Genomic DNA, 19,772 nt, shown 5'->3' with positions numbered 1-19,772 from the left:
CAAGCGCAATTTGTGTGATTTTTTAAATGACAAGCGCTTGATTTGCGTCAAAAACATTTACCCAAAAGGGGCTATTTTCTCACTCCTTATGTTTGTCATTGGCTGGACAGGAGACGGAGAATGAAAGTTTGTGGCGCTCGCCGTGTTCGGGTATACTACTTTCCCGTCCTGGTTATTCCATCGTTTCACCCTAACTTCTCAGGTTCAGCATGACAACGAACTATATTTTTGTGACCGGCGGGGTCGTATCCTCTCTGGGTAAAGGCATTGCCGCAGCCTCCCTCGCAGCCATTCTTGAAGCCCGTGGCCTCAATGTGACCATGATGAAACTGGATCCGTACATCAACGTCGATCCGGGTACCATGAGTCCAATCCAACACGGGGAAGTGTTCGTTACTGAAGACGGCGCTGAAACCGATCTGGATCTTGGCCACTACGAGCGTTTCATCCGCACTAAAATGACCCGTCGTAACAACTTCACGACAGGCCGCATCTACTCCGACGTTCTGCGTAAAGAGCGCCGTGGTGATTATCTTGGTGCTACCGTTCAGGTTATCCCACACATCACTAACGCTATCAAAGAACGCATTATTGCGGGCGGTGAAGGCCACGACGTGGTGCTGGTTGAAATCGGCGGTACCGTGGGTGATATCGAATCCCTGCCATTCCTGGAAGCGATTCGTCAGCTGGCGGTTGATATTGGCCGTGAAAACGCGCTGTTCATGCACCTGACGCTGGTGCCTTACATGGCAGCCGCAGGTGAAGTGAAAACCAAACCTACTCAGCACTCCGTTAAAGAGTTGCTCTCCATCGGTATTCAGCCAGACATCCTGGTTTGCCGTTCCGATCGCGCGGTTCCGGCGAACGAACGCGCGAAAATTGCATTGTTCTGTAACGTGCCGGAAAAAGCCGTTATTTCAATGAAAGATGTCGATTCCATTTATAAAATCCCGGGCCTGTTGAAATCACAGGGCCTGGACGATTATATTTGTAAACGATTCAGCTTGAACTGTCCGGAAGCTAACCTGTCTGAATGGGAACAGGTTATTTACGAAGAAGCGAATCCGGCTGGCGAAGTGACTATCGGCATGGTTGGCAAGTACATTGAACTGCCAGATGCCTATAAGTCGGTTATCGAAGCGCTGAAGCACGGTGGTCTGAAGAACCGCGTCTCCGTTAACATCAAGCTGATTGATTCGCAGGATGTTGAAACGCGTGGCGTTGAAATTCTGAAAGATTTGGATGCGATCCTTATCCCTGGCGGCTTCGGCTACCGTGGTGTAGAAGGCAAGATCGCCACCGCACGCTATGCGCGTGAAAACAATATTCCATACCTCGGTATCTGCCTGGGTATGCAGGTTGCGCTGATCGAATTTGCGCGCAACGTAGCGGGAATGGAAAACGCGAACTCTACGGAATTTGTGCCAGACTGTAAGTACCCTGTCGTGGCGCTTATCACTGAATGGCGCGACGAAGAAGGTAACGTCGAAGTCCGTACCGAGAAGAGCGACCTGGGTGGCACGATGCGTCTTGGCGCACAGGCCTGCCAGCTGTCCGACGATAGCGTCGTTCGCAAGCTGTATGGCGAGCCGGTTATCACCGAACGTCATCGTCACCGCTATGAAGTCAACAACATGTTGTTGAAACAAATTGAAGCTGCGGGTCTGCGTGTTGCGGGCCGCTCCGGGGATGATCAGTTAGTCGAGATCATCGAAGTGCCAAACCATCCGTGGTTTGTCGCCTGCCAGTTCCACCCGGAATTTACTTCAACGCCACGTGACGGGCATCCGCTGTTTGCAGGCTTTGTGAAAGCCGCCAGCGATTACCAGAAGCGTCAGGCGAAGTAAAAAAAGTTAGAACGGCAACGCGTACCCCTGGTACGCGTTGTTTGTCTGGAGTTTTAGTTTAACTTGTACTGAGGAAAATCTAATGTCCAAAATCGTTAAAGTCATCGGTCGTGAAATCATCGACTCCCGTGGTAACCCGACCGTTGAAGCCGAAGTTCACCTGGAAGGTGGTTTCGTCGGTATGGCAGCTGCTCCGTCAGGTGCTTCTACTGGTTCCCGCGAAGCGCTGGAACTGCGCGATGGCGACAAATCCCGTTTCATGGGCAAAGGCGTACTGAAAGCTGTTGGCGCCGTAAACGGCCCTATTGCTCAGGCAATCATTGGCAAAGACGCTAAAGACCAGGCTGGCATCGACAAGATCATGATCGATCTGGACGGTACTGAAAACAAATCTAACTTCGGTGCTAACGCAATCCTGGCCGTTTCCCTGGCGAACGCCAAAGCTGCAGCGGCTGCTAAAGGTATGCCACTGTTCGAACACATCGCTGAACTGAACGGCACTCCAGGCAAATACTCCATGCCTGTACCGATGATGAACATCATCAACGGTGGTGAGCACGCAGACAACAACGTTGATATTCAGGAATTTATGATTCAGCCAGTTGGCGCGAAATCCCTGAAAGAAGCAGTACGTATGGGTTCTGAAGTGTTCCACAACCTGGCTAAAGTTCTGAAAGCTAAAGGTATGAACACGGCTGTTGGTGACGAAGGTGGCTATGCGCCAAACCTGGGTTCTAACGCAGAAGCACTGGCTGTTATCGCTGAAGCGGTTAAAGCAGCAGGCTACGAGCTGGGCAAAGACATCACTCTGGCGATGGACTGTGCAGCGTCTGAATTCTACAAAGACGGTAAATACGTTCTGGCTGGCGAAGGCAACAAAGCGTTCACCTCTGAAGAGTTCACTCACTTCCTGGAAGACCTGACCAAACAGTACCCAATCGTTTCTATCGAAGACGGTCTGGACGAGTCTGACTGGGATGGCTTCGCATACCAGACTAAAGTACTGGGCGACAAAATCCAGCTGGTGGGTGACGACCTGTTCGTAACCAACACCAAGATCCTGAAAGAAGGCATCGAGAAAGGCATCGTTAACTCCATCCTGATCAAATTCAACCAGATCGGTTCTCTGACCGAAACGTTGGCTGCGATCAAAATGGCGAAAGACGCTGGCTACACCGCTGTTATCTCTCACCGTTCTGGCGAAACTGAAGACGCTACCATCGCTGACCTGGCTGTTGGTACCGCGGCTGGCCAGATCAAGACCGGTTCTATGAGCCGTTCTGACCGTGTTGCTAAATACAACCAGCTGATTCGTATCGAAGAAGCACTGGGCGAAAAAGCACCATACAACGGTCGTAAAGAGATCAAAGGCCAGGCATAATCGCTAAGCCTTAAAATGAAAATGCCAGTCGCAAGACTGGCATTTTTTTTGGCTATTTAAAATCGACCGCCATTTGTTCCGGAATGGTCAGCCCCTGAGTGGTTTGCACGCAGCGGGCAATATAGTCCGTAAAGCGGGGTGGCTTAGGCATGCCCATGCTAAGCAGCTTATCATTGCTGAAGCGCACGTTGAGTGTGGCAAAAGCACCGTATAAACGCATTGCTTTCAGCATCAGGCGCTCGTTGCACGGCCCAAAAATATCCTTCAGTTCGCGGCGCATTCTGACCAGCGTTTCGTAACTCACCTGAGCGTATCGATCTCCGACAGGGGCTTTCTCCAGCGCCTGCGCCATTGCCTTATCAATATCAGCAAAGCGAACGCTGTTCTCTTCCCCGGCAGAAATATGTACCACTTCCCCTGAACGTGCATCACTGGTAAGCAGCATTAACAGCGCGTCGGCACAATAGTCCACCGGAACGACATCGATTTTGTCTTCCATCGAACACATGAATTTTTGCAGCATTAACCCCATGCTAAAGACCCAGAAAATACTGCTTGAAGGCGTGCAGCCGTGACGGGTATGGCCGACGACGATGGACGGGCGGGCGATGAGCAGCGGCAGATCAGGACAGTGCTGGCGCATCAGCTGTTCAATGGTGGATTTCGAATAGGTATATTCCACCAGATGCTCGGCGTTCTCTCTGAATTCTGCGCTTTCGGCGACCAGCGAATCCTGCTCCGGCGTGCAGGACATCGCCGTGCCAACGTGCAGGAAGCGCTGTAGGGTCGACACCCGTTCCATGCGGCGCGCCAGCGCCAGGGTTCCCTCGACGTTCACCTTCCAGATAAGCGGATTGTTGCCAAATGACGCGACGGCCGCGCAGTTAACGACATGCGTCACCTGTTCAAGGCGCGGATCGTTCAGGAAGACTTCCGGCTGGCTGAGATCGCCAATGAGGATATTCTCCACGCTCAGCGAGGCCAGTGCATGCTCAGGCACGTTGAACTTACGCATATTCTCCTGCACTCGCGCCAGCCCACCTTGCGGGTCACTGGCGCGCGCAAGCAGAAGTAAATTTACGGCGCTTTCGCCGGTCAGGATTTTTTCAAGTACTGCACCACCCAGAAATCCGGTCACGCCTGTAATCAGTAAGGTTTTCATTGATACCGTCTCATTATGATTGATGAGGCGGATTGTAGGCGGGCGAAAGTAAACGGCGTTTAAATAAAAAAATGGCCAGCCTTACCGTTTCTTAAGCTTATTTTAAGGTAAGGAATTCAGGGGATGAGATTGGACATTGCAGGAGGGAAGAAAATTCAATCTATCAAGATATTTATTTTAACTTGCTGATTTATATATCATAAATGCACTTCCTGTGTCGTGGGAATATTAAGTCAAAATGTAATTATAAAAATACTTTGTAACATCATTCATTGATGCGGTAAATAATTTAACGGATGCTTAAGTACACTTAAAATAACGAACTCGCAGGCTATTGATATATAGCCTGCGAAGGTTTTTTACAGCAACAGCGGAAGCGTTGCGCTGGCGGTTTGTTGGCTGACCTCGCCGTAATGACCGTCTATTGCAATAAGGGAGTGGGTAAGCAACTCGACCAACAACATAACGCCCACTTTGGCATTGAGTGCGCCTGCGCTAAGCGGCCCCTCGGGTTTGGCTGCAACCAGTAGCATATCGCTAAGGGACGCCAGCGGGTTACGCGGCGTATTGCTGAGCGCCAGCACGGGGACGCCACGTTTGCGGGCAAGTTTTACGACGTGAAGTAAATCCCGCGTTGAGCCTGAACTGGAGATGGCTACCACCAGCGACGCTTTAGAGAGGGTGGTCGCATTCATGGCTGCACGGTGCATATCGCTGAAGAGCTGCACAGGTTTGCCCAGGCGCAACAGCTTATAATGCAGATACTCGCCGAGGATCGCACTGGCAGCGACCCCATAAATCTGGACTGACTGCGCCTGATGCAGCGCCTGCGCCGCCTTTTCCAGCAGCGCTCTGTCGAGCAGTCTGGCGGTATCCTGCAGAGCCTGTACAGACTCTTCCACTACGCTATCAATTTCATCTCCGGCCTGACGCTCTGGCTGACCCTGCTGAATGTCCAGCGCAAGCGCCATTTTGAATTCCGTGTACCCCTTACAGCCCAGCGTGCGGCAAAGACGCGTCACGCTGGCCTCGCTGGTATGACTTTCGCGCGCCAGCTCAGTGATCGTCAGGTAAAGCACCCGGGCAGGATCGTTGAGGACAAACTCACCCAGTTTTCGTTGCGTTGGGCTGTACCCGGAAGCCTCCTGGCGTAGCTTCAGCAGCAGGTTTTCATGGTCTGACATGCGAGATCCTTAATGCATTCTTCTGTCGACTAGTGTGGCGGAAAGCGGGGGAAAGATGCCAGTCATTTCGAAAAAGTATGATCGTCCTCCTGGTTATTGATGATAATTTTCACTATTAATAATTAATGTGGCAAAAATTTTCATCTATACACGAGGGGATGAAAAAATGATGCAAATGTTCAGTGGGGCTTCTTCTGGCGGATGGTTTGAGAAAGCGCAGCGCTTTGGCAAATCATTTATGTTGCCCATCGCCGTCTTGCCCGCGGCGGGTTTGTTGCTGGGGATTGGAGGCGCGTTATCAAATCCCAATACCCTCACGGCCTACCCGTTTTTAGATGTTGCGTGGCTACAGGCCATCTTTACCATTATGAGCAGTGCCGGTTCGATTGTGTTCGCCAACCTCTCGGTGCTGTTTGCTGTTGGGGTCGCCGTCGGGCTGGCAAAAAATGATAAAGGAACCGCAGGGCTGGCGGCATTGCTCGCTTTTCTGGTGATGAATGCCACCATCAATGCGCTGCTGATCCTGACCGGAAAACTGGCGCTTGAGAACCCGGGTGCCGTAGGGCAGGGAATGACGCTAGGGATCCAGACGCTGGAAACCGGCGTATTTGGTGGAGTCGTCATCGGGCTCGTGACCTGCGCGTTACATCATCGGTTCAATAAGATCGCGCTTCCGCAGTTCCTGGGTTTTTTTGGCGGTTCACGTTTTGTACCGATCGTCAGCTCGCTGGCGGCAATACTTGTCGGGGCATTAATGACCGTCATCTGGCCGCATTTCCAGAAGCTGATCTTCGGTCTGGGCGGGCTTGTGGATGCCACCGGTTATCTGGGGACGATGCTGTACGGTTTCATTTTGCGCATGCTCGGGCCGTTTGGTTTACACCACATCTTCTATCTTCCCTTCTGGACGACAGCGCTTGGCGGCAGCGAGATCGTTAACGGTCAGCTTGTCGAAGGTACACAGCGGATCTTCTTCGCCCAGCTTGCTGACCCGACAACACGCCAGTTTTATGAAGGCACGTCGCGCTTCATGTCCGGACGCTTCATCACGATGATGTTTGGTCTGCTGGGTGCCTGCCTCGCGATGTACCACACGGCAAAGCCGGAGAACAAAAAACGCGTCGCGGGGCTGTTACTTTCGGCGGCATTGACCTCGTTCCTGACGGGGATTACTGAACCTATTGAGTTCTCATTCCTTTTTGTTGCTCCTGTGCTGTACGTCATTCACGCCCTGTTTGACGGGCTGGCGTTTATGCTCGCCCATATTTTACACATCACTATCGGGCAAACCTTCTCAGGCGGTTTTATCGACTTCGTGCTGTTCGGCATTCTCCAGGGCGAGGCCAAAACCCACTGGATGTTCGTACCGCTGGTAGGGGTGCCGTGGTTCTTCCTTTATTACTTTACGTTCCGTTATCTGATTAATCGCTTTGATTTTGCCACGCCGGGGCGTGAGAAAGAGGCGATGGCGGATGAAGTGACCTTTTCGCAGAGCGAGCGTGCCGTTGCAGTGATCGCCGGGTTAGGTGGCAAAGACAATCTCGAAGAGGTGGACTGCTGCGCGACGCGTCTTCGCGTCACGGTGAAGGATGGCAGCAAAGTGAATGAATCGGCGCTGAAAGCGACCGGCGCACGCGGCGTTATCGTCCGCGGCAACGGTGTTCAGGTCATTTATGGGCCGCATGTCACGATTATTAAAAACGAAGTGGAAGAGATCTTATCGTAATGAAAACTGTACTGGATAACCTGAAGGGAAAATTGGTCGTCTCCTGCCAGGCGCTGGAGAATGAACCTCTGCATAGCGCGTTTATTATGTCACGAATGGCGCTGGCCGCCGCGCAGGGTGGGGCGGCAGCGATCCGTGCCAATAGCGTGGTGGATATCGAAGCCATCAAGCAGCAGGTAGCGCTGCCGGTTATCGGCATCATCAAACGCGATTATCCGGATAGTGAGGTGTTTATCACCGCCACGATGAAAGAAGTGGATGAGCTGATGACGGTTTCTCCGGAAATCATTGCCCTGGATGCGACTGCGCGACAGCGCCCTGGCGGCGAAGACCTGGCGACGCTGGTCGCGCATATCCGCACGCGGTACCCGTCGGTACGCCTGATGGCGGATATTTCCACAACAGAAGAGGCCGTGACGGCGCAGGCGCTGGGTTTTGATTGTGTGGGGACCACGCTTTACGGTTATACGACAGAAACCGCAGGCCATGCGCTACCGGACAATGACTGCGCGTTTCTGAAAGAGGTGCTGGCTGCCGTCGACATTCCCGTGGTGGCCGAAGGCAACGTTGACACACCTGAACGGGCGGCGAGGTGCCTGGAACTTGGTGCCTTTATGGTCGTTGTCGGCGGGGCCATCACCCGTCCACAGCAAATTACTGCGCGGTTTATGGCAGCGATTGGCGCTCAAAGCACCGATGGAGCATGACCATCTGACGGGGATCTGCGATACTTATCGTTTATCCCCTTAACTGAGATGACTATGCAGTACCCGATTAACGAGATGTTCCAGACCCTGCAAGGCGAGGGTTACTTTACCGGCGTTCCCGCCATCTTTATTCGATTACAGGGATGCCCGGTTGGCTGTGCCTGGTGTGATACCAAACATACGTGGGATAAACTCGCAGATCGGGAAGTGTCGCTGTTTAGCATTCTGGCTAAAACCAAAGAGAGCGATAAGTGGGGCGCGGGAAGTGCAGAAGATCTGCTGGCGATCATTGGCCGTCAGGGCTGGACGGCGCGCCACGTGGTGATTACCGGGGGGGAACCCTGCATCCACGATCTGACGCCGCTGACCGAGCTGCTCGAAAAGAACGGCTACAGCTGTCAGATTGAAACCAGCGGCACGCATGAAGTGCGCTGTTCTCACACCACCTGGGTGACGGTTTCGCCGAAAGTTAACATGCGCGGCGGCTACGATGTACTCTCTCAGGCTCTGGAGCGTGCTGATGAGATCAAACACCCGGTTGGCCGCGTGCGTGATATCGAAGCGCTGGATGAACTGCTCGCCACGCTGACGGATGAAAAGCAGCGGATCATCGCGCTGCAGCCTATCAGCCAGAAAGAGGATGCCACGCGCTTGTGTATTGAAACCTGTATTGCCCGCAACTGGCGGCTGTCGATGCAGACGCACAAGTACCTGAACATCGCCTAAAAAAAAGCCCGGATATTCCGGGCTTTTTTTACTCACCGCGATAGATACAGCCCGCGGTGCAGGTCTCTTTGATCATCACCGCGCTCAGCAGAGGAACCTGCGGTTTCATCTGATCCCAAATCCATTTAGCCAGCACTTCACTGGTCGGGTTTTCAAGACCCGGGATATCATTCAGATAGTAGTGATCCAGACGATCGTAGGTCGGTTTGAATGCCGCCTTCAGCTCGGCAAAGTCCATGATCCAACCGGTATGCGGATCGACGTCACCGGTTATCTCAAGACGCACCATAAACGAGTGCCCGTGCAGACGGCCACATTTATGCCCTTCAGGAACATGCGGAAGGTGGTGGGCGGCTTCGAAGGTGAAATCTTTAAACAGTGTGGTGGACATTATTGCTCTCAGTAATGCGGAAAAACCGCCGCATAGTACCGGAAAGCACAATTTTTATCATTAACTAAAACGGCTCTGTTGCCGCAACGTGGTGCATACGAGAAAGGAATACTATTTTATGATTGAATTTCAATGGGTTAGTTAATCGCTTTTACCGTTAAGAACGATAACTAAAACAGGTTAGTCCATTTGGTTATTTATTATTTCCATCCCTTCTTTAATTGTTATTATCCTCGCCGTTAACCTTATCTTCAGTTTGGATTTATTCGCTTAAAGTCCGCTTGGCTACTGGAACATAACGACGCATGACAACACAGGCCCCACCTTCAAATTTGCTTCCCCTGAACCCGGAGCAACTGGCGCGCCTTCAGGCTGCCACTTCTGATTTTTCTCCCACCCAGCTTGCCTGGGTCTCCGGCTATTTCTGGGGAATGCTTAACCAGCAACCGGGCGCTGTGGCTGCTGCACCTGCAACTGCGGTAGAAATTCCGGCGATTACGCTGATTTCTGCCTCGCAGACGGGCAATGCTCGCCGTGTGGCCGAAGCGCTGCGCGACGACCTGCTGGCCGCCAAACTGAACGTGAACCTGGTGAACGCCGGGGACTATAAATTCAAACAGATCGCGTCCGAAAAACTGCTGGTGGTGGTTGCCTCAACCCAGGGTGAGGGTGAGCCGGCTGAAGAAGCGGTGGCCCTGCATAAATTCCTGTTCTCGAAAAAAGCCCCAAAACTGAACGGGACGGCGTTCGCCGTGTTTGGCCTGGGCGACACCTCCTACGAATTTTTCTGCCAGTCCGGTAAAGATTTCGACAGCAAACTGGCGGAACTGGGCGCTGAGCGCCTGCTGGACCGCGTTGATGCGGATGTGGAATACCAGACTGCAGCCGCTGAATGGCGTGCGCGCATCGTTGACGTGCTGAAAGCACGCGTGCCGAAAGAGACGCCAGCGCAGGCTGCCGTCACCGCGGCGGGTGCAGTCAATGATATTCACACCAGCCCGTTTACCAAAGAGGCACCGCTGGCAGCGAGCCTGGCGGTTAATCAGAAAATTACCGGTCGCGCCTCTGAGAAAGACGTGCGGCATATTGAAATCGATCTCGGTGATTCCGGTCTGCGTTACCAGCCGGGCGATGCACTTGGGATCTGGTACCAGAACGATCCGGCGCTGGTTAAAGAACTGGTCGAACTGCTGTGGCTGAAAGGCGATGAGCCTGTCACCGTCGACGGTAACACGCAGCCGCTCTCTGAGGCGCTGCAGTGGCATTTCGAGCTGACGGTCAACACGCCAAACATCGTTGAAAATTACGCCACCTTAACGCGCAGTGAATCGCTGCTGCCTCTGGTGGGGGATAAGGCGAAGCTGCAGCATTACGCCGCGACGACGCCGATTGTCGATATGGTGCGTTTCTCTCCGGCACAGCTGGATGCGGATGCGCTAATCGGCCTGCTGCGTCCACTGACGCCGCGCCTCTACTCCATTGCCTCTTCGCAGGCCGAAGTGGAGAGCGAAGTGCATATCACTGTGGGCGTGGTGCGTTATGACATCGAAGGCCGTGCCCGTGCGGGCGGGGCATCAAGCTTCCTGGCCGATCGCGTGGAGGAAGACGGTGAAGTGCGCGTGTTTATCGAGCACAACGACAACTTCCGTCTGCCTGCGAACCCGGAAACACCGGTCATCATGATTGGGCCGGGTACCGGTATTGCACCATTCCGCGCCTTTATGCAGCAGCGCGCTGCAGATGAGGCGCCGGGTAAAAACTGGTTGTTCTTCGGCAACCCGCACTTTACGGAAGATTTCCTCTACCAGGTTGAGTGGCAGCGTTACGTCAAAGAAGGCGTCCTGACGCGCATCGACCTGGCCTGGTCCCGCGATCAGCAAGAAAAAGTATACGTACAAGACAAACTGCGCGAACAGGGCGCAGAGCTGTGGCGCTGGATCAATGACGGTGCCCACATTTATGTCTGCGGCGACGCCAATCGCATGGCGAAAGACGTTGAGCAGGCATTGCTGGAAGTGATTGCCGAATTCGGCGGTATGGATGCCGAAACGGCGGATGAATTTTTAAGTGAGCTGCGCGTTGAGCGCCGTTATCAGCGAGATGTCTACTAATGAGCGAAAAACATCCAGGGCCACTGGTGGTCGAAGGTAAACTGACAGACGCCGAGCGCATGAAGCTGGAAAGCAACTATCTGCGCGGCACCATTGCTGAAGATCTGAATGACGGTCTCACCGGCGGCTTTAAAGGCGACAACTTTCTGCTGATCCGTTTCCACGGTATGTATCAGCAGGACGACCGTGATATCCGCGCCGAACGTGCAGAACAGAAGCTGGAGCCGCGTCATGCGATGCTGCTGCGCTGCCGTCTTCCGGGCGGGGTGATCACCACGAAACAGTGGCAGGCGATCGATAAGTTTGCGGGTGAAAATACCCTTTATGGCAGCATCCGTCTGACCAACCGTCAGACCTTCCAGTTCCACGGCATTCTGAAGAAGAACGTGAAGCCGGTACACCAGATGCTGCACTCTGTCGGGCTGGACGCGCTGGCCACGGCCAACGACATGAACCGTAACGTGCTCTGCACCTCGAACCCGTACGAGTCCGAGCTGCACGCCGAAGCCTATGAGTGGGCGAAGAAGATCTCTGAACACCTGCTGCCACGCACCCGCGCCTATGCGGAGATCTGGCTCGATCAGGAAAAAGTGGCCACCACCGACGAAGAACCGATCCTCGGCCAGACCTATCTGCCGCGTAAGTTCAAAACTACCGTGGTGATCCCGCCGCAGAACGATATCGATCTGCACGCCAACGACATGAACTTCGTGGCGATTGCCGAAAATGGCAAGCTGGTGGGCTTTAACCTGCTGGTGGGCGGCGGTCTCTCCATCGAACACGGTAACAAGAAAACCTACGCCCGCACCGCAAGCGAATTTGGTTTCCTGCCGCTGGAGCACACGCTGGCCGTGGCTGAAGCGGTTGTCACCACGCAGCGCGACTGGGGTAACCGTACGGACCGTAAAAACGCGAAAACCAAATACACCCTGGAGCGCGTGGGCGTAGAGACGTTCAAAGCAGAAGTGGAGCGTCGCGCGGGGATTAAGTTTGAGCCGATCCGTCCGTATGAATTTACGGGACGTGGCGATCGTATTGGCTGGGTCAAAGGCATCGACAATAAATGGCACCTGACGCTGTTTATTGAAAACGGCCGTATTCTTGATTATCCGGGCCGCCCGCTGAAAACCGGTCTGCTGGAAATTGCGAAGATCCATAAAGGTGAATTCCGTATCACCGCTAACCAGAACCTGATCGTTGCCGGCGTGCCGGAAAGCCAGAAAGCGAAGATCGAGAAACTGGCGCGCGACCATGGGTTGATGGACGCGGTGAAGCCGCAGCGTGAAAACTCCATGGCCTGCGTGTCGTTCCCGACCTGCCCGCTGGCGATGGCGGAAGCAGAACGTTTCCTGCCGTCATTCACCGATAAGGTGGAAGCGATTCTGGAAAAACACGGTATTCCGGACGAGCATATTGTTATGCGTGTCACCGGCTGCCCGAACGGCTGTGGCCGTGCGATGCTGGCCGAGCTGGGTCTGGTGGGTAAAGCGCCGGGTCGCTATAACCTGCACCTCGGCGGCAACCGTATCGGAACGCGTATTCCGCGCATGTTCCGTGAGAACATCACCGAGCCGGAAATTCTTGATTCTATCGACGAGCTTGTCGGGCGCTGGGCGAAAGAGCGCGAAGCGGGTGAAGGCTTCGGCGACTTTACGGTGCGTGCGGGCATTATTCGCCCGGTGCTCGATCCCGCAAGGGATTTCTGGGAGTAAACACGAGAGGTAATTATGTCCGTACTCGATCTAAACGCCCTAAATGAACTGCCAAAAGTCGATCGCATTCTGGCGCTGGCAGAAACCAATGCGCAGCTTGAAAAGCTCGACGCCGAAGGCCGCGTGGCATGGGCCCTGGAGAACCTGCCAGGTGATTATGTGCTCTCGTCGAGTTTTGGTATCCAGGCAGCGGTGAGTTTGCATCTGGTGAACCAGATTCGTCCGGACATTCCGGTGATCCTGACCGATACCGGCTACCTGTTTCCGGAAACCTACCAGTTTATCGATGAGCTGACGGACAAGCTCGGGCTGAACCTGAAAGTCTACCGCGCGGAGCAAAGCGCGGCCTGGCAGGAGGCGCGGTATGGCAAACTGTGGGAACAGGGCGTTGAGGGCATTGAGAAATACAATGAGATCAACAAGGTCGAGCCGATGAACCGGGCGCTGAAAGAGCTTAACGCGCAGACCTGGTTTGCGGGGTTACGCCGCGAGCAGTCCGGAAGTCGCGCCACGCTCCCGGTGCTGGCGGTTCAGCGCGGGGTGTTTAAAGTGCTGCCGATCATCGACTGGGATAACCGTACGGTTTACCAGTACCTGCAAAAACACGGACTGAAATACCACCCGCTCTGGGACCAGGGTTATCTGTCCGTGGGCGATACCCATACCACGCGTAAATGGGAACCGGGCATGGCGGAAGAAGAGACGCGATTCTTTGGACTCAAGCGTGAGTGCGGATTGCACGAAGGGTAAATTCTGTTCCCTTTTCCCTCACCCTCTTACAAAGGGTGAGGGACATGTTCTGTTCTACGCTTTCCCAGCTTTTGCCAGCTCTTTCACCAGCGGCAGCATCACTTTAACCACATCCCGACTGCGATGTTCAATCCGCTGCGGCAGTGCGCTATCAATATGCTGCTGATTATCCAGCAGCACGTTATGCCAGCTCGTCCCGTCCGGGAAAGCCTTCGATTTCACCCGCTGCTGATAACCGTCTTTCTTACCCAGCATCCAGTTAGTGGCTTCCACGTACAGAACAGGAATGCCCGCTTTATCGAACACTTCACCATCGTTACAGCAGCCGGTTCCGCGAGGATAATCGGGATTCCCGCCCGGGTTGCTGGTGGCATACACCCCATGGCTGCGGGCAATCGCCAGCGCGCGGTCGCGCGTCAGTTTACGCACGGTACCCGGCGTACTCTGTCCGCTGTTGAAATAGAGCTTATCGCCGACGATCAGGTTATCGAGGTTAATCACCAGCAGCGTATTTTTCCTCTCCTCGGCACTCATGCGTTTCAGGAGATTCTCCGCGCCAAGTTTTCCCTCTTCTTCACCGCTGGTGGCAACGAAACGGATCCCGTATTGGGTTGGAATGTCTTTCATTCGCTCTGCCAGTTCGAGCATCACGCCCAGACCCGCCGCGTTATCGTCCAGCCCCTGTAACGTCAGCCCGCCGAGATTATTGTCGGTATCGGCGTCGCTCATTGGCGCGTAGGTGTCCAGGTGCGCCATGATAATGATCTGTTCCGCCGCGCTACCTTCATGCGCCGCAATGACCGTACTGCCGGTCACGTTATGCCAGTTTTTTGTTTTATTGCGCGAGGTATAGACGTAGCGGCTGTGAAACGATCGGATATCGCTCTGGTATCCCATGTCAGCAAATTGCTGGCGAATATAATCGGCGGAAAGCATTTCCGCTGGCGTGCCGGTCATACGACCCGGAAAGACGGTCGCAATATGCCGCGCCTGCATATTCGCGATTTCACCATAGGGCTGATTTTTTGCCTGGGCCGGAAGGATAAAGCAAACGCCGAGCGCCAGGGCAGCGATACGGTGGCGCGTTGCGGAAAACATAGTGAGTCCTTAAAAACAGAGCAAAATTTTAACCCGCCTAGTATGAAACTGTGATCGACCATACACAATTTGAATTGCTCTTAAATGCCCGAAAATTCGCGTGTTAAGCACTTTTTGATCTTTGCTTTTCCACGGCGTTATTCCATTGAGTAACTACTCATTCCAATTCGTAATTTCATTCGATCTAAGCCGCCCCCTATAGTCCCACTATTCCTTGTTGTTAGTGAGTTGTAGCTTGTGGACTATCTGCCCCTTTTTGCCGCGATAAAAGACAGACCTGTGCTGGTAGTCGGCACCGGTGAGGTTGCCGATCGCAAAATCGCGTTTCTGCAGCGAGCGGGGGCGCAGGTACGGGTAGTCGACGAGGCGGATTTCGACGAGTCGCAAATCGACACCGTGGTGCTGGTGATTGCGGCAACCGATAACCGTGAGCTCAACCGCCGTATTTCAGAGGCGGCTCAGGCCCGTCACCGTCTGGTGAACGTGGTGGACGATCGGCCGCTGTGTTCGTTTATCTTCCCGTCGATTGTTGACCGTTCGCCATTGCTGGTGGCCATCTCCTCCGGCGGGACCGCGCCGGTGCTGGCACGCGTGCTGCGGGAAAAAATCGAAGCGCTTTTGCCTACCAGCCTTGGGCGGATGGCGGAGAAAGCGAGCTTCTGGCGTAACCATCTGAAAACGCGCCTGACCAGCGTGACGGAACGCCGTCGCTTCTGGGAGCGCGTGTTCCGCGGCCGATTTGCCAGCCTGATGCATGCCGGAAATGAAACGGCGGCGCAGCAGATCCTCGAAGATGAGCTGGATAACCCTGGCAGTAGCGGCGGCGAGATCATTCTGGTCGGTGCGGGGCCGGGTGATGCCGGGCTGCTGACCCTGCGCGGCCTGCAGGTGCTTCAGGATGCCGATGTGGTGTTCTATGACCATCTGGTCACCGACGGGGTGCGCGAATTGATTCGCCGTGACGCAGAACAAATCTGCGTAGGCAAACGGGCGGGCGAGCACTCTGTACCGCAGCATGACACCAACCAGATGCTGGTGGCGGCGGCAAAAGCGGGCAAAACGGTGGTGCGGCTTAAAGGTGGCGACCCGTTTATCTTTGGTCGCGGCGGGGAAGAGCTGCAGGCGGCGGCTGAAGCGGGCGTGCCGTTCCAGGTCGTCCCGGGTATCACGGCGGCTTCCGCAGTGACGGCCTACGCCGGTATACCGCTTACTCACCGCGATTATGCCCAGAGCGTGACCTTTGTCACGGGCCATTACAAGGCGGACAGCACCCCGTTTGACTGGTCGCATCTGGCCCAGAGTCGTCAGACGCTGGCTATCTATATGGGCACGATGAAGGCGGCGGACATCAGTGAACAACTTATTCAACACGGTCGAGAGGCAACCACGCCGGTCGCCGTAATTTCTCGCGGCACGCGCGTCGATCAGCATGTGGCTATCGGTACGCTACAGGATCTTGCCACCCTGGCGAAAGAGGCCCCTATGCCCGCGCTTATCGTGGTAGGGGAAGTGGTGCACCTGCACAGCACACTCGCCTGGTTTCAACATACAACAGACTCAGAGGGGTTTGGCTCCTCTGTGGTGAATCTGGCTTAAGGAACGGTTATGGACCAAAAACGACTTACTCACCTGCGGCAGCTCGAAGCGGAAAGTATCCATATTATCCGCGAAGTGGCAGCCGAATTCTCTAACCCGGTGATGATGTATTCCATCGGTAAAGATTCCAGCGTGATGCTACACCTGGCGCGTAAAGCGTTTTACCCGAGTACGCTGCCGTTCCCGCTGCTGCACGTTGATACCGGCTGGAAATTCCGTGAAATGTATGAATTCCGCGACCGTACGGCAAAAGCCTACGGCTGCGAACTACTGGTGCATAAAAACCCGGAAGGGGTGGCGATGGGCATTAACCCGTTCGTGCACGGTAGTGCCAAACACACGGACATCATGAAAACCGAAGGGCTGAAGCAGGCGCTGAACAAATACGGTTTTGACGCGGCCTTCGGCGGCGCACGCCGTGATGAAGAAAAATCCCGTGCGAAAGAGCGTATCTACTCTTTCCGCGACCGCTTCCACCGCTGGGATCCAAAAAACCAGCGTCCGGAGCTGTGGCATAACTACAACGGCCAGATCAACAAGGGCGAAAGCATTCGCGTGTTCCCGCTCTCCAACTGGACCGAGCTGGATATCTGGCAGTACATCTATCTGGAAAATATCGAGATCGTGCCGCTGTACCTGGCCGCTGAACGTCCGGTGCTGGAGCGTGACGGCATGCTGATGATGATCGATGACGATCGCATCGACCTGCAGCCAGGCGAAGTGATCAAAAAACAAATGGTGCGTTTCCGTACCCTCGGCTGCTGGCCATTGACCGGTGCCGTGGAGTCCAGCGCGCAGACGCTGCCGGAGATCATTGAAGAGATGCTGGTGTCGACCACCAGTGAGCGACAGGGCCGCGTGATTGACCGCGACCAGGCAGGCTCCATGGAGCTGAAGAAACGTCAGGGTTATTTCTAAGGAGCCGCCATGAACACGACCATTGCTCAACAAATTGCCAATGAAGGCGGCGTAGAAGCTTATCTGCACGCGCAACAACACAAAAGCCTGCTGCGCTTTCTGACCTGCGGCAGCGTCGATGACGGGAAAAGCACGCTGATCGGCCGTCTGCTGCACGATACGCGTCAGATTTACGAAGATCAGCTCTCTTCCCTGCACAACGACAGTAAACGTCATGGTACCCAGGGCGAAAAACTCGACCTGGCGCTGCTGGTGGACGGCCTGCAGGCCGAGCGCGAGCAGGGCATCACCATTGATGTGGCGTATCGCTATTTCTCCACCGAGAAGCGCAAATTTATTATTGCCGACACCCCGGGGCACGAGCAGTACACCCGTAACATGGCGACCGGTGCGTCTACCTGTGAACTGGCGATCCTGCTGATTGACGCCCGTAAAGGGGTACTGGATCAGACTCGTCGCCACAGCTTTATCTCCACGTTGCTGGGGATCAAACACCTGGTGGTGGCGGTCAACAAAATGGATCTGGTGAACTTCAGCGAAGAGAAGTTTGATGAGATCCGCCAGAGTTACCTGACGTTTGCTGAACAGCTGCCGGGTAACCTGGATATTCGCTTTGTGCCGCTCTCTGCGCTGGAAGGCGACAACGTGGCTTCCCAGAGCGCGAACATGCCGTGGTATAGCGGCCCGACGCTGCTCGAAGTGCTGGAAACCGTGGAGATCCAGCGCGTGGTCGACACCCAGCCGATGCGCTTCCCGGTTCAGTACGTTAACCGTCCTAACCTCGATTTCCGCGGTTTCTCCGGCACTCTCGCGTCGGGCACCGTGGCGGTCGGTCAGCGCGTTAAAGTTCTGCCGTCTGGTGTGGAATCCACCATCAGCCGTATCGTCACTTTTGATGGCGATCTGCCGCAAGCCGGTGCGGGTGAAGCGGTCACGCTGGTATTGAAAGATGAAATTGATATCAGCCGCGGCGATCTGCTGGTGGACGCTCAGGAGACGCTGGCAGCGGTGCAGGGGGCTTCCGTTGATGTGGTGTGGATGGCTGAACAACCGCTGAGCGCCGGTCAGAGCTACGACATTAAAATCGCGGGTAAGAAAACCCGTGCCCGCGTGGACGGTATCCAGTTCCAGGTGGACATCAATAACCTGACCCAGCGCGATGTCACCGAGCTGCCGCTGAACGGCATTGGTCTGGTCGACGTGACCTTTGACGAGCCGCTGGTGCTGGATCCCTACCAGCAGAACCCGGTAACGGGTGGGCTGATCTTTATCGATCGCCTCTCCAATGTGACCGTGGGTGCCGGTATGGTGCGTGAGCCAAATGAACAGGCTACGGTAGCCTCTGAGTTCAGCGCTTTTGAGCTGGAGCTGAATGCGCTGGTGCGTAAGCACTTCCCGCACTGGGGTGCGCGCGATCTGCTGGGAGGCAAGTAATGGCCGCCCATGATGAGAACGTCGTCTGGCATCCTCATCCGGTCACCGTCGCGCAGCGCGAGAAACTTCACGGTCATCGTGGCGTGGTACTGTGGTTTACCGGGCTATCCGGCTCTGGTAAATCCACGGTAGCGGGCGCGCTGGAAGAGGCGCTACACCAGCAGGGGGTCAGTACCTACCTGCTGGATGGCGACAATGTGCGCCACGGCCTGTGCAGCGATTTGGGCTTCAGCGACGACGATCGTAAAGAGAATATTCGCAGGGTGGGGGAAGTGGCCAGCCTGATGGCGGATGCCGGGTTAGTGGTACTGACCGCGTTTATCTCACCGCATCGTGCCGAACGCCAGATGGTGCGCGAGCGCGTCGGGCAGGATCGCTTTATCGAAGTGTTTGTTGATACGCCGCTGGAAATTTGCGAAGCGCGCGATCCCAAAGGGCTGTATAAGAAAGCGCGCGCGGGAGAGTTGCGAAACTTCACCGGCATTGACTCGGTGTACGAAGCGCCTGAATCGCCTGAAATTCACCTGGAAGGTCAACAATTGGTAACAAATTTAGTAAGCCAATTATTAGACCTGCTCAGACGGGACGATATTATCAGATCCTGAGACGGTATCGTTCGGGAGCTGTCTTCCCGAACGATGAGTCACGGTCACAGGATCAGCTATGCGCAACAGTGAGAACTACATTATTACCACCGGGTCGGAGCCGTTAGCGACCGACGACGAGACGACCTGGTCCTTTCCTGGGGCCATAGTCGGCTTCGTCTCGTGGTTGTTGGCCCTGGGCATCCCTTTTCTTATCTACGGCGGTAATACGCTGTTCTTCTTTCTCTATACCTGGCCTTTCTTCCTGGCGCTGATGCCTGTGGCGGTTGTCGTCGGTATTGCGCTGCACTCGCTGCTTAATGGCAAACTTCTTTACAGTACCGTGGTCACGATTGTGACGGTGGTTCTGATGTTTGGTCTGTTATTTTTGTGGCTCATGGGCTAACTTCAGCCATAATTCAAACCGTAAACAACTGTGTGACGA

The 19,772-nt window shown here is 54.7% G+C and carries 17 protein-coding genes; 13 read left to right on the top strand and 4 right to left on the bottom strand.

Annotated elements, in window-relative coordinates; genetic code table 11:
• Nucleotides 1-209 precede the first annotated feature (209 nt).
• A complete protein-coding gene (pyrG, locus tag F8561_RS03380; RefSeq protein ID WP_014171412.1) occupies nucleotides 210-1,847 on the top strand; it encodes a glutamine hydrolyzing CTP synthase in 1,638 nt (545 codons plus the stop codon).
• 82 nt (nucleotides 1,848-1,929) lie between these two features.
• Nucleotides 1,930-3,228, top strand: coding sequence for a phosphopyruvate hydratase (eno, locus tag F8561_RS03375; RefSeq protein WP_014885045.1), 1,299 nt, complete (start codon nucleotides 1,930-1,932; stop codon nucleotides 3,226-3,228).
• A gap of 52 nt (nucleotides 3,229-3,280) precedes the next feature.
• Here eno and F8561_RS03370 read toward each other — a convergent pair whose 3' ends face one another.
• Both F8561_RS03370 and F8561_RS03365 read right to left on the bottom strand, forming a co-directional pair.
• Nucleotides 3,281-4,390, bottom strand: coding sequence for an SDR family oxidoreductase (locus F8561_RS03370; RefSeq protein WP_134179502.1), 1,110 nt, complete (start codon nucleotides 4,388-4,390; stop codon nucleotides 3,281-3,283).
• A 359-nt stretch (nucleotides 4,391-4,749) separates the two neighbouring features.
• Nucleotides 4,750-5,574 (bottom strand): MurR/RpiR family transcriptional regulator, encoded by an 825-nt coding sequence (locus F8561_RS03365; RefSeq protein WP_151887148.1) that lies wholly within the window; start codon nucleotides 5,572-5,574, stop codon nucleotides 4,750-4,752.
• Nucleotides 5,575-5,740: 166 nt separating this feature from the next.
• On the opposite strand from F8561_RS03365, the gene F8561_RS03360 reads away from it, so the two are divergent.
• Genes F8561_RS03360 through queE form a run of 3 tightly spaced genes read left to right on the top strand, consistent with a single transcriptional unit; the run spans nucleotide 5,741 to nucleotide 8,733 of the window.
• Nucleotides 5,741-7,300: a maltose/glucose-specific PTS transporter subunit IIC gene (locus F8561_RS03360; protein ID WP_020883808.1), complete on the top strand. Its 1,560-nt coding sequence runs from the start codon at nucleotides 5,741-5,743 to the stop codon at nucleotides 7,298-7,300.
• Nucleotides 7,300-8,007, top strand: coding sequence for an N-acetylmannosamine-6-phosphate 2-epimerase (locus F8561_RS03355; RefSeq protein WP_025203360.1), 708 nt, complete (start codon nucleotides 7,300-7,302; stop codon nucleotides 8,005-8,007). The genes F8561_RS03360 and F8561_RS03355 overlap by 1 nt, the downstream gene beginning before the upstream one ends.
• 54 nt (nucleotides 8,008-8,061) lie before the next feature.
• Complete coding sequence (gene queE / locus F8561_RS03350; RefSeq protein WP_020883810.1) at nucleotides 8,062-8,733, top strand: 7-carboxy-7-deazaguanine synthase QueE; 672 nt, start codon at nucleotides 8,062-8,064, stop codon at nucleotides 8,731-8,733.
• A gap of 28 nt (nucleotides 8,734-8,761) precedes the next feature.
• Here the strand turns inward: queE and queD are convergent, their stop codons facing one another.
• Nucleotides 8,762-9,124 carry a 6-carboxytetrahydropterin synthase QueD gene (queD, locus tag F8561_RS03345; protein ID WP_014171404.1) on the bottom strand — a complete coding sequence of 121 codons (363 nt, stop codon included), beginning with the start codon at nucleotides 9,122-9,124 and terminating at the stop codon, nucleotides 8,762-8,764.
• Nucleotides 9,125-9,429: 305 nt separating this feature from the next.
• On the opposite strand from queD, the gene cysJ reads away from it, so the two are divergent.
• From cysJ to cysH, 3 genes are read left to right on the top strand one after another with little or no spacing between them, the layout of a single operon-like run.
• On the top strand, nucleotides 9,430-11,235 hold the full coding sequence (cysJ, locus tag F8561_RS03340; protein WP_014171403.1) for an NADPH-dependent assimilatory sulfite reductase flavoprotein subunit: 1,806 nt from the start codon (nucleotides 9,430-9,432) through the stop codon (nucleotides 11,233-11,235).
• Nucleotides 11,235-12,947, top strand: a complete 1,713-nt coding sequence (cysI, locus tag F8561_RS03335) for an assimilatory sulfite reductase (NADPH) hemoprotein subunit (protein WP_014171402.1) — start codon at nucleotides 11,235-11,237, stop codon at nucleotides 12,945-12,947. The genes cysJ and cysI overlap by 1 nt, the downstream gene beginning before the upstream one ends.
• A gap of 15 nt (nucleotides 12,948-12,962) precedes the next feature.
• Nucleotides 12,963-13,697: a phosphoadenosine phosphosulfate reductase gene (gene cysH, locus F8561_RS03330; RefSeq protein ID WP_014171401.1), complete on the top strand. Its 735-nt coding sequence runs from the start codon at nucleotides 12,963-12,965 to the stop codon at nucleotides 13,695-13,697.
• Between the two features lie 54 nt (nucleotides 13,698-13,751).
• On the opposite strand, the gene F8561_RS03325 is transcribed toward cysH, so the two are convergent.
• Entirely contained in the window at nucleotides 13,752-14,795 is a 1,044-nt protein-coding gene (locus F8561_RS03325) for an aminopeptidase (protein ID WP_032678868.1), read from the bottom strand.
• 246 nt (nucleotides 14,796-15,041) lie between these two features.
• On the opposite strand from F8561_RS03325, the gene cysG reads away from it, so the two are divergent.
• Genes cysG through F8561_RS03300 form a run of 5 tightly spaced genes read left to right on the top strand, consistent with a single transcriptional unit; the run spans nucleotide 15,042 to nucleotide 19,733 of the window.
• Nucleotides 15,042-16,391, top strand: coding sequence for a siroheme synthase CysG (gene cysG / locus F8561_RS03320; protein ID WP_153852664.1), 1,350 nt, complete (start codon nucleotides 15,042-15,044; stop codon nucleotides 16,389-16,391).
• Between the two features lie 9 nt (nucleotides 16,392-16,400).
• Entirely contained in the window at nucleotides 16,401-17,309 is a 909-nt protein-coding gene (gene cysD, locus F8561_RS03315; RefSeq protein ID WP_151887147.1) for a sulfate adenylyltransferase subunit CysD, read from the top strand.
• 9 nt (nucleotides 17,310-17,318) lie between these two features.
• Entirely contained in the window at nucleotides 17,319-18,743 is a 1,425-nt protein-coding gene (gene cysN, locus F8561_RS03310) for a sulfate adenylyltransferase subunit CysN (protein WP_047956030.1), read from the top strand.
• On the top strand, nucleotides 18,743-19,348 hold the full coding sequence (gene cysC / locus F8561_RS03305) for an adenylyl-sulfate kinase (protein ID WP_014171397.1): 606 nt from the start codon (nucleotides 18,743-18,745) through the stop codon (nucleotides 19,346-19,348). Before cysN ends, cysC begins: the two co-directional genes overlap by 1 nt.
• 58 nt (nucleotides 19,349-19,406) lie before the next feature.
• Nucleotides 19,407-19,733, top strand: a complete 327-nt coding sequence (locus tag F8561_RS03300; protein ID WP_014171396.1) for a DUF3561 family protein — start codon at nucleotides 19,407-19,409, stop codon at nucleotides 19,731-19,733.
• Nucleotides 19,734-19,772 lie beyond the last annotated feature (39 nt).

The sequence above is a fragment of the Enterobacter sp. 198 genome (genome assembly GCF_009025585.1).
In the GTDB taxonomy this organism is placed as follows: domain Bacteria; phylum Pseudomonadota; class Gammaproteobacteria; order Enterobacterales; family Enterobacteriaceae; genus Enterobacter; species Enterobacter ludwigii.
The sequence above is the reverse complement of the archived record's forward strand: the minus strand, read 5'-3'. Positions and strand labels throughout refer to the sequence as shown.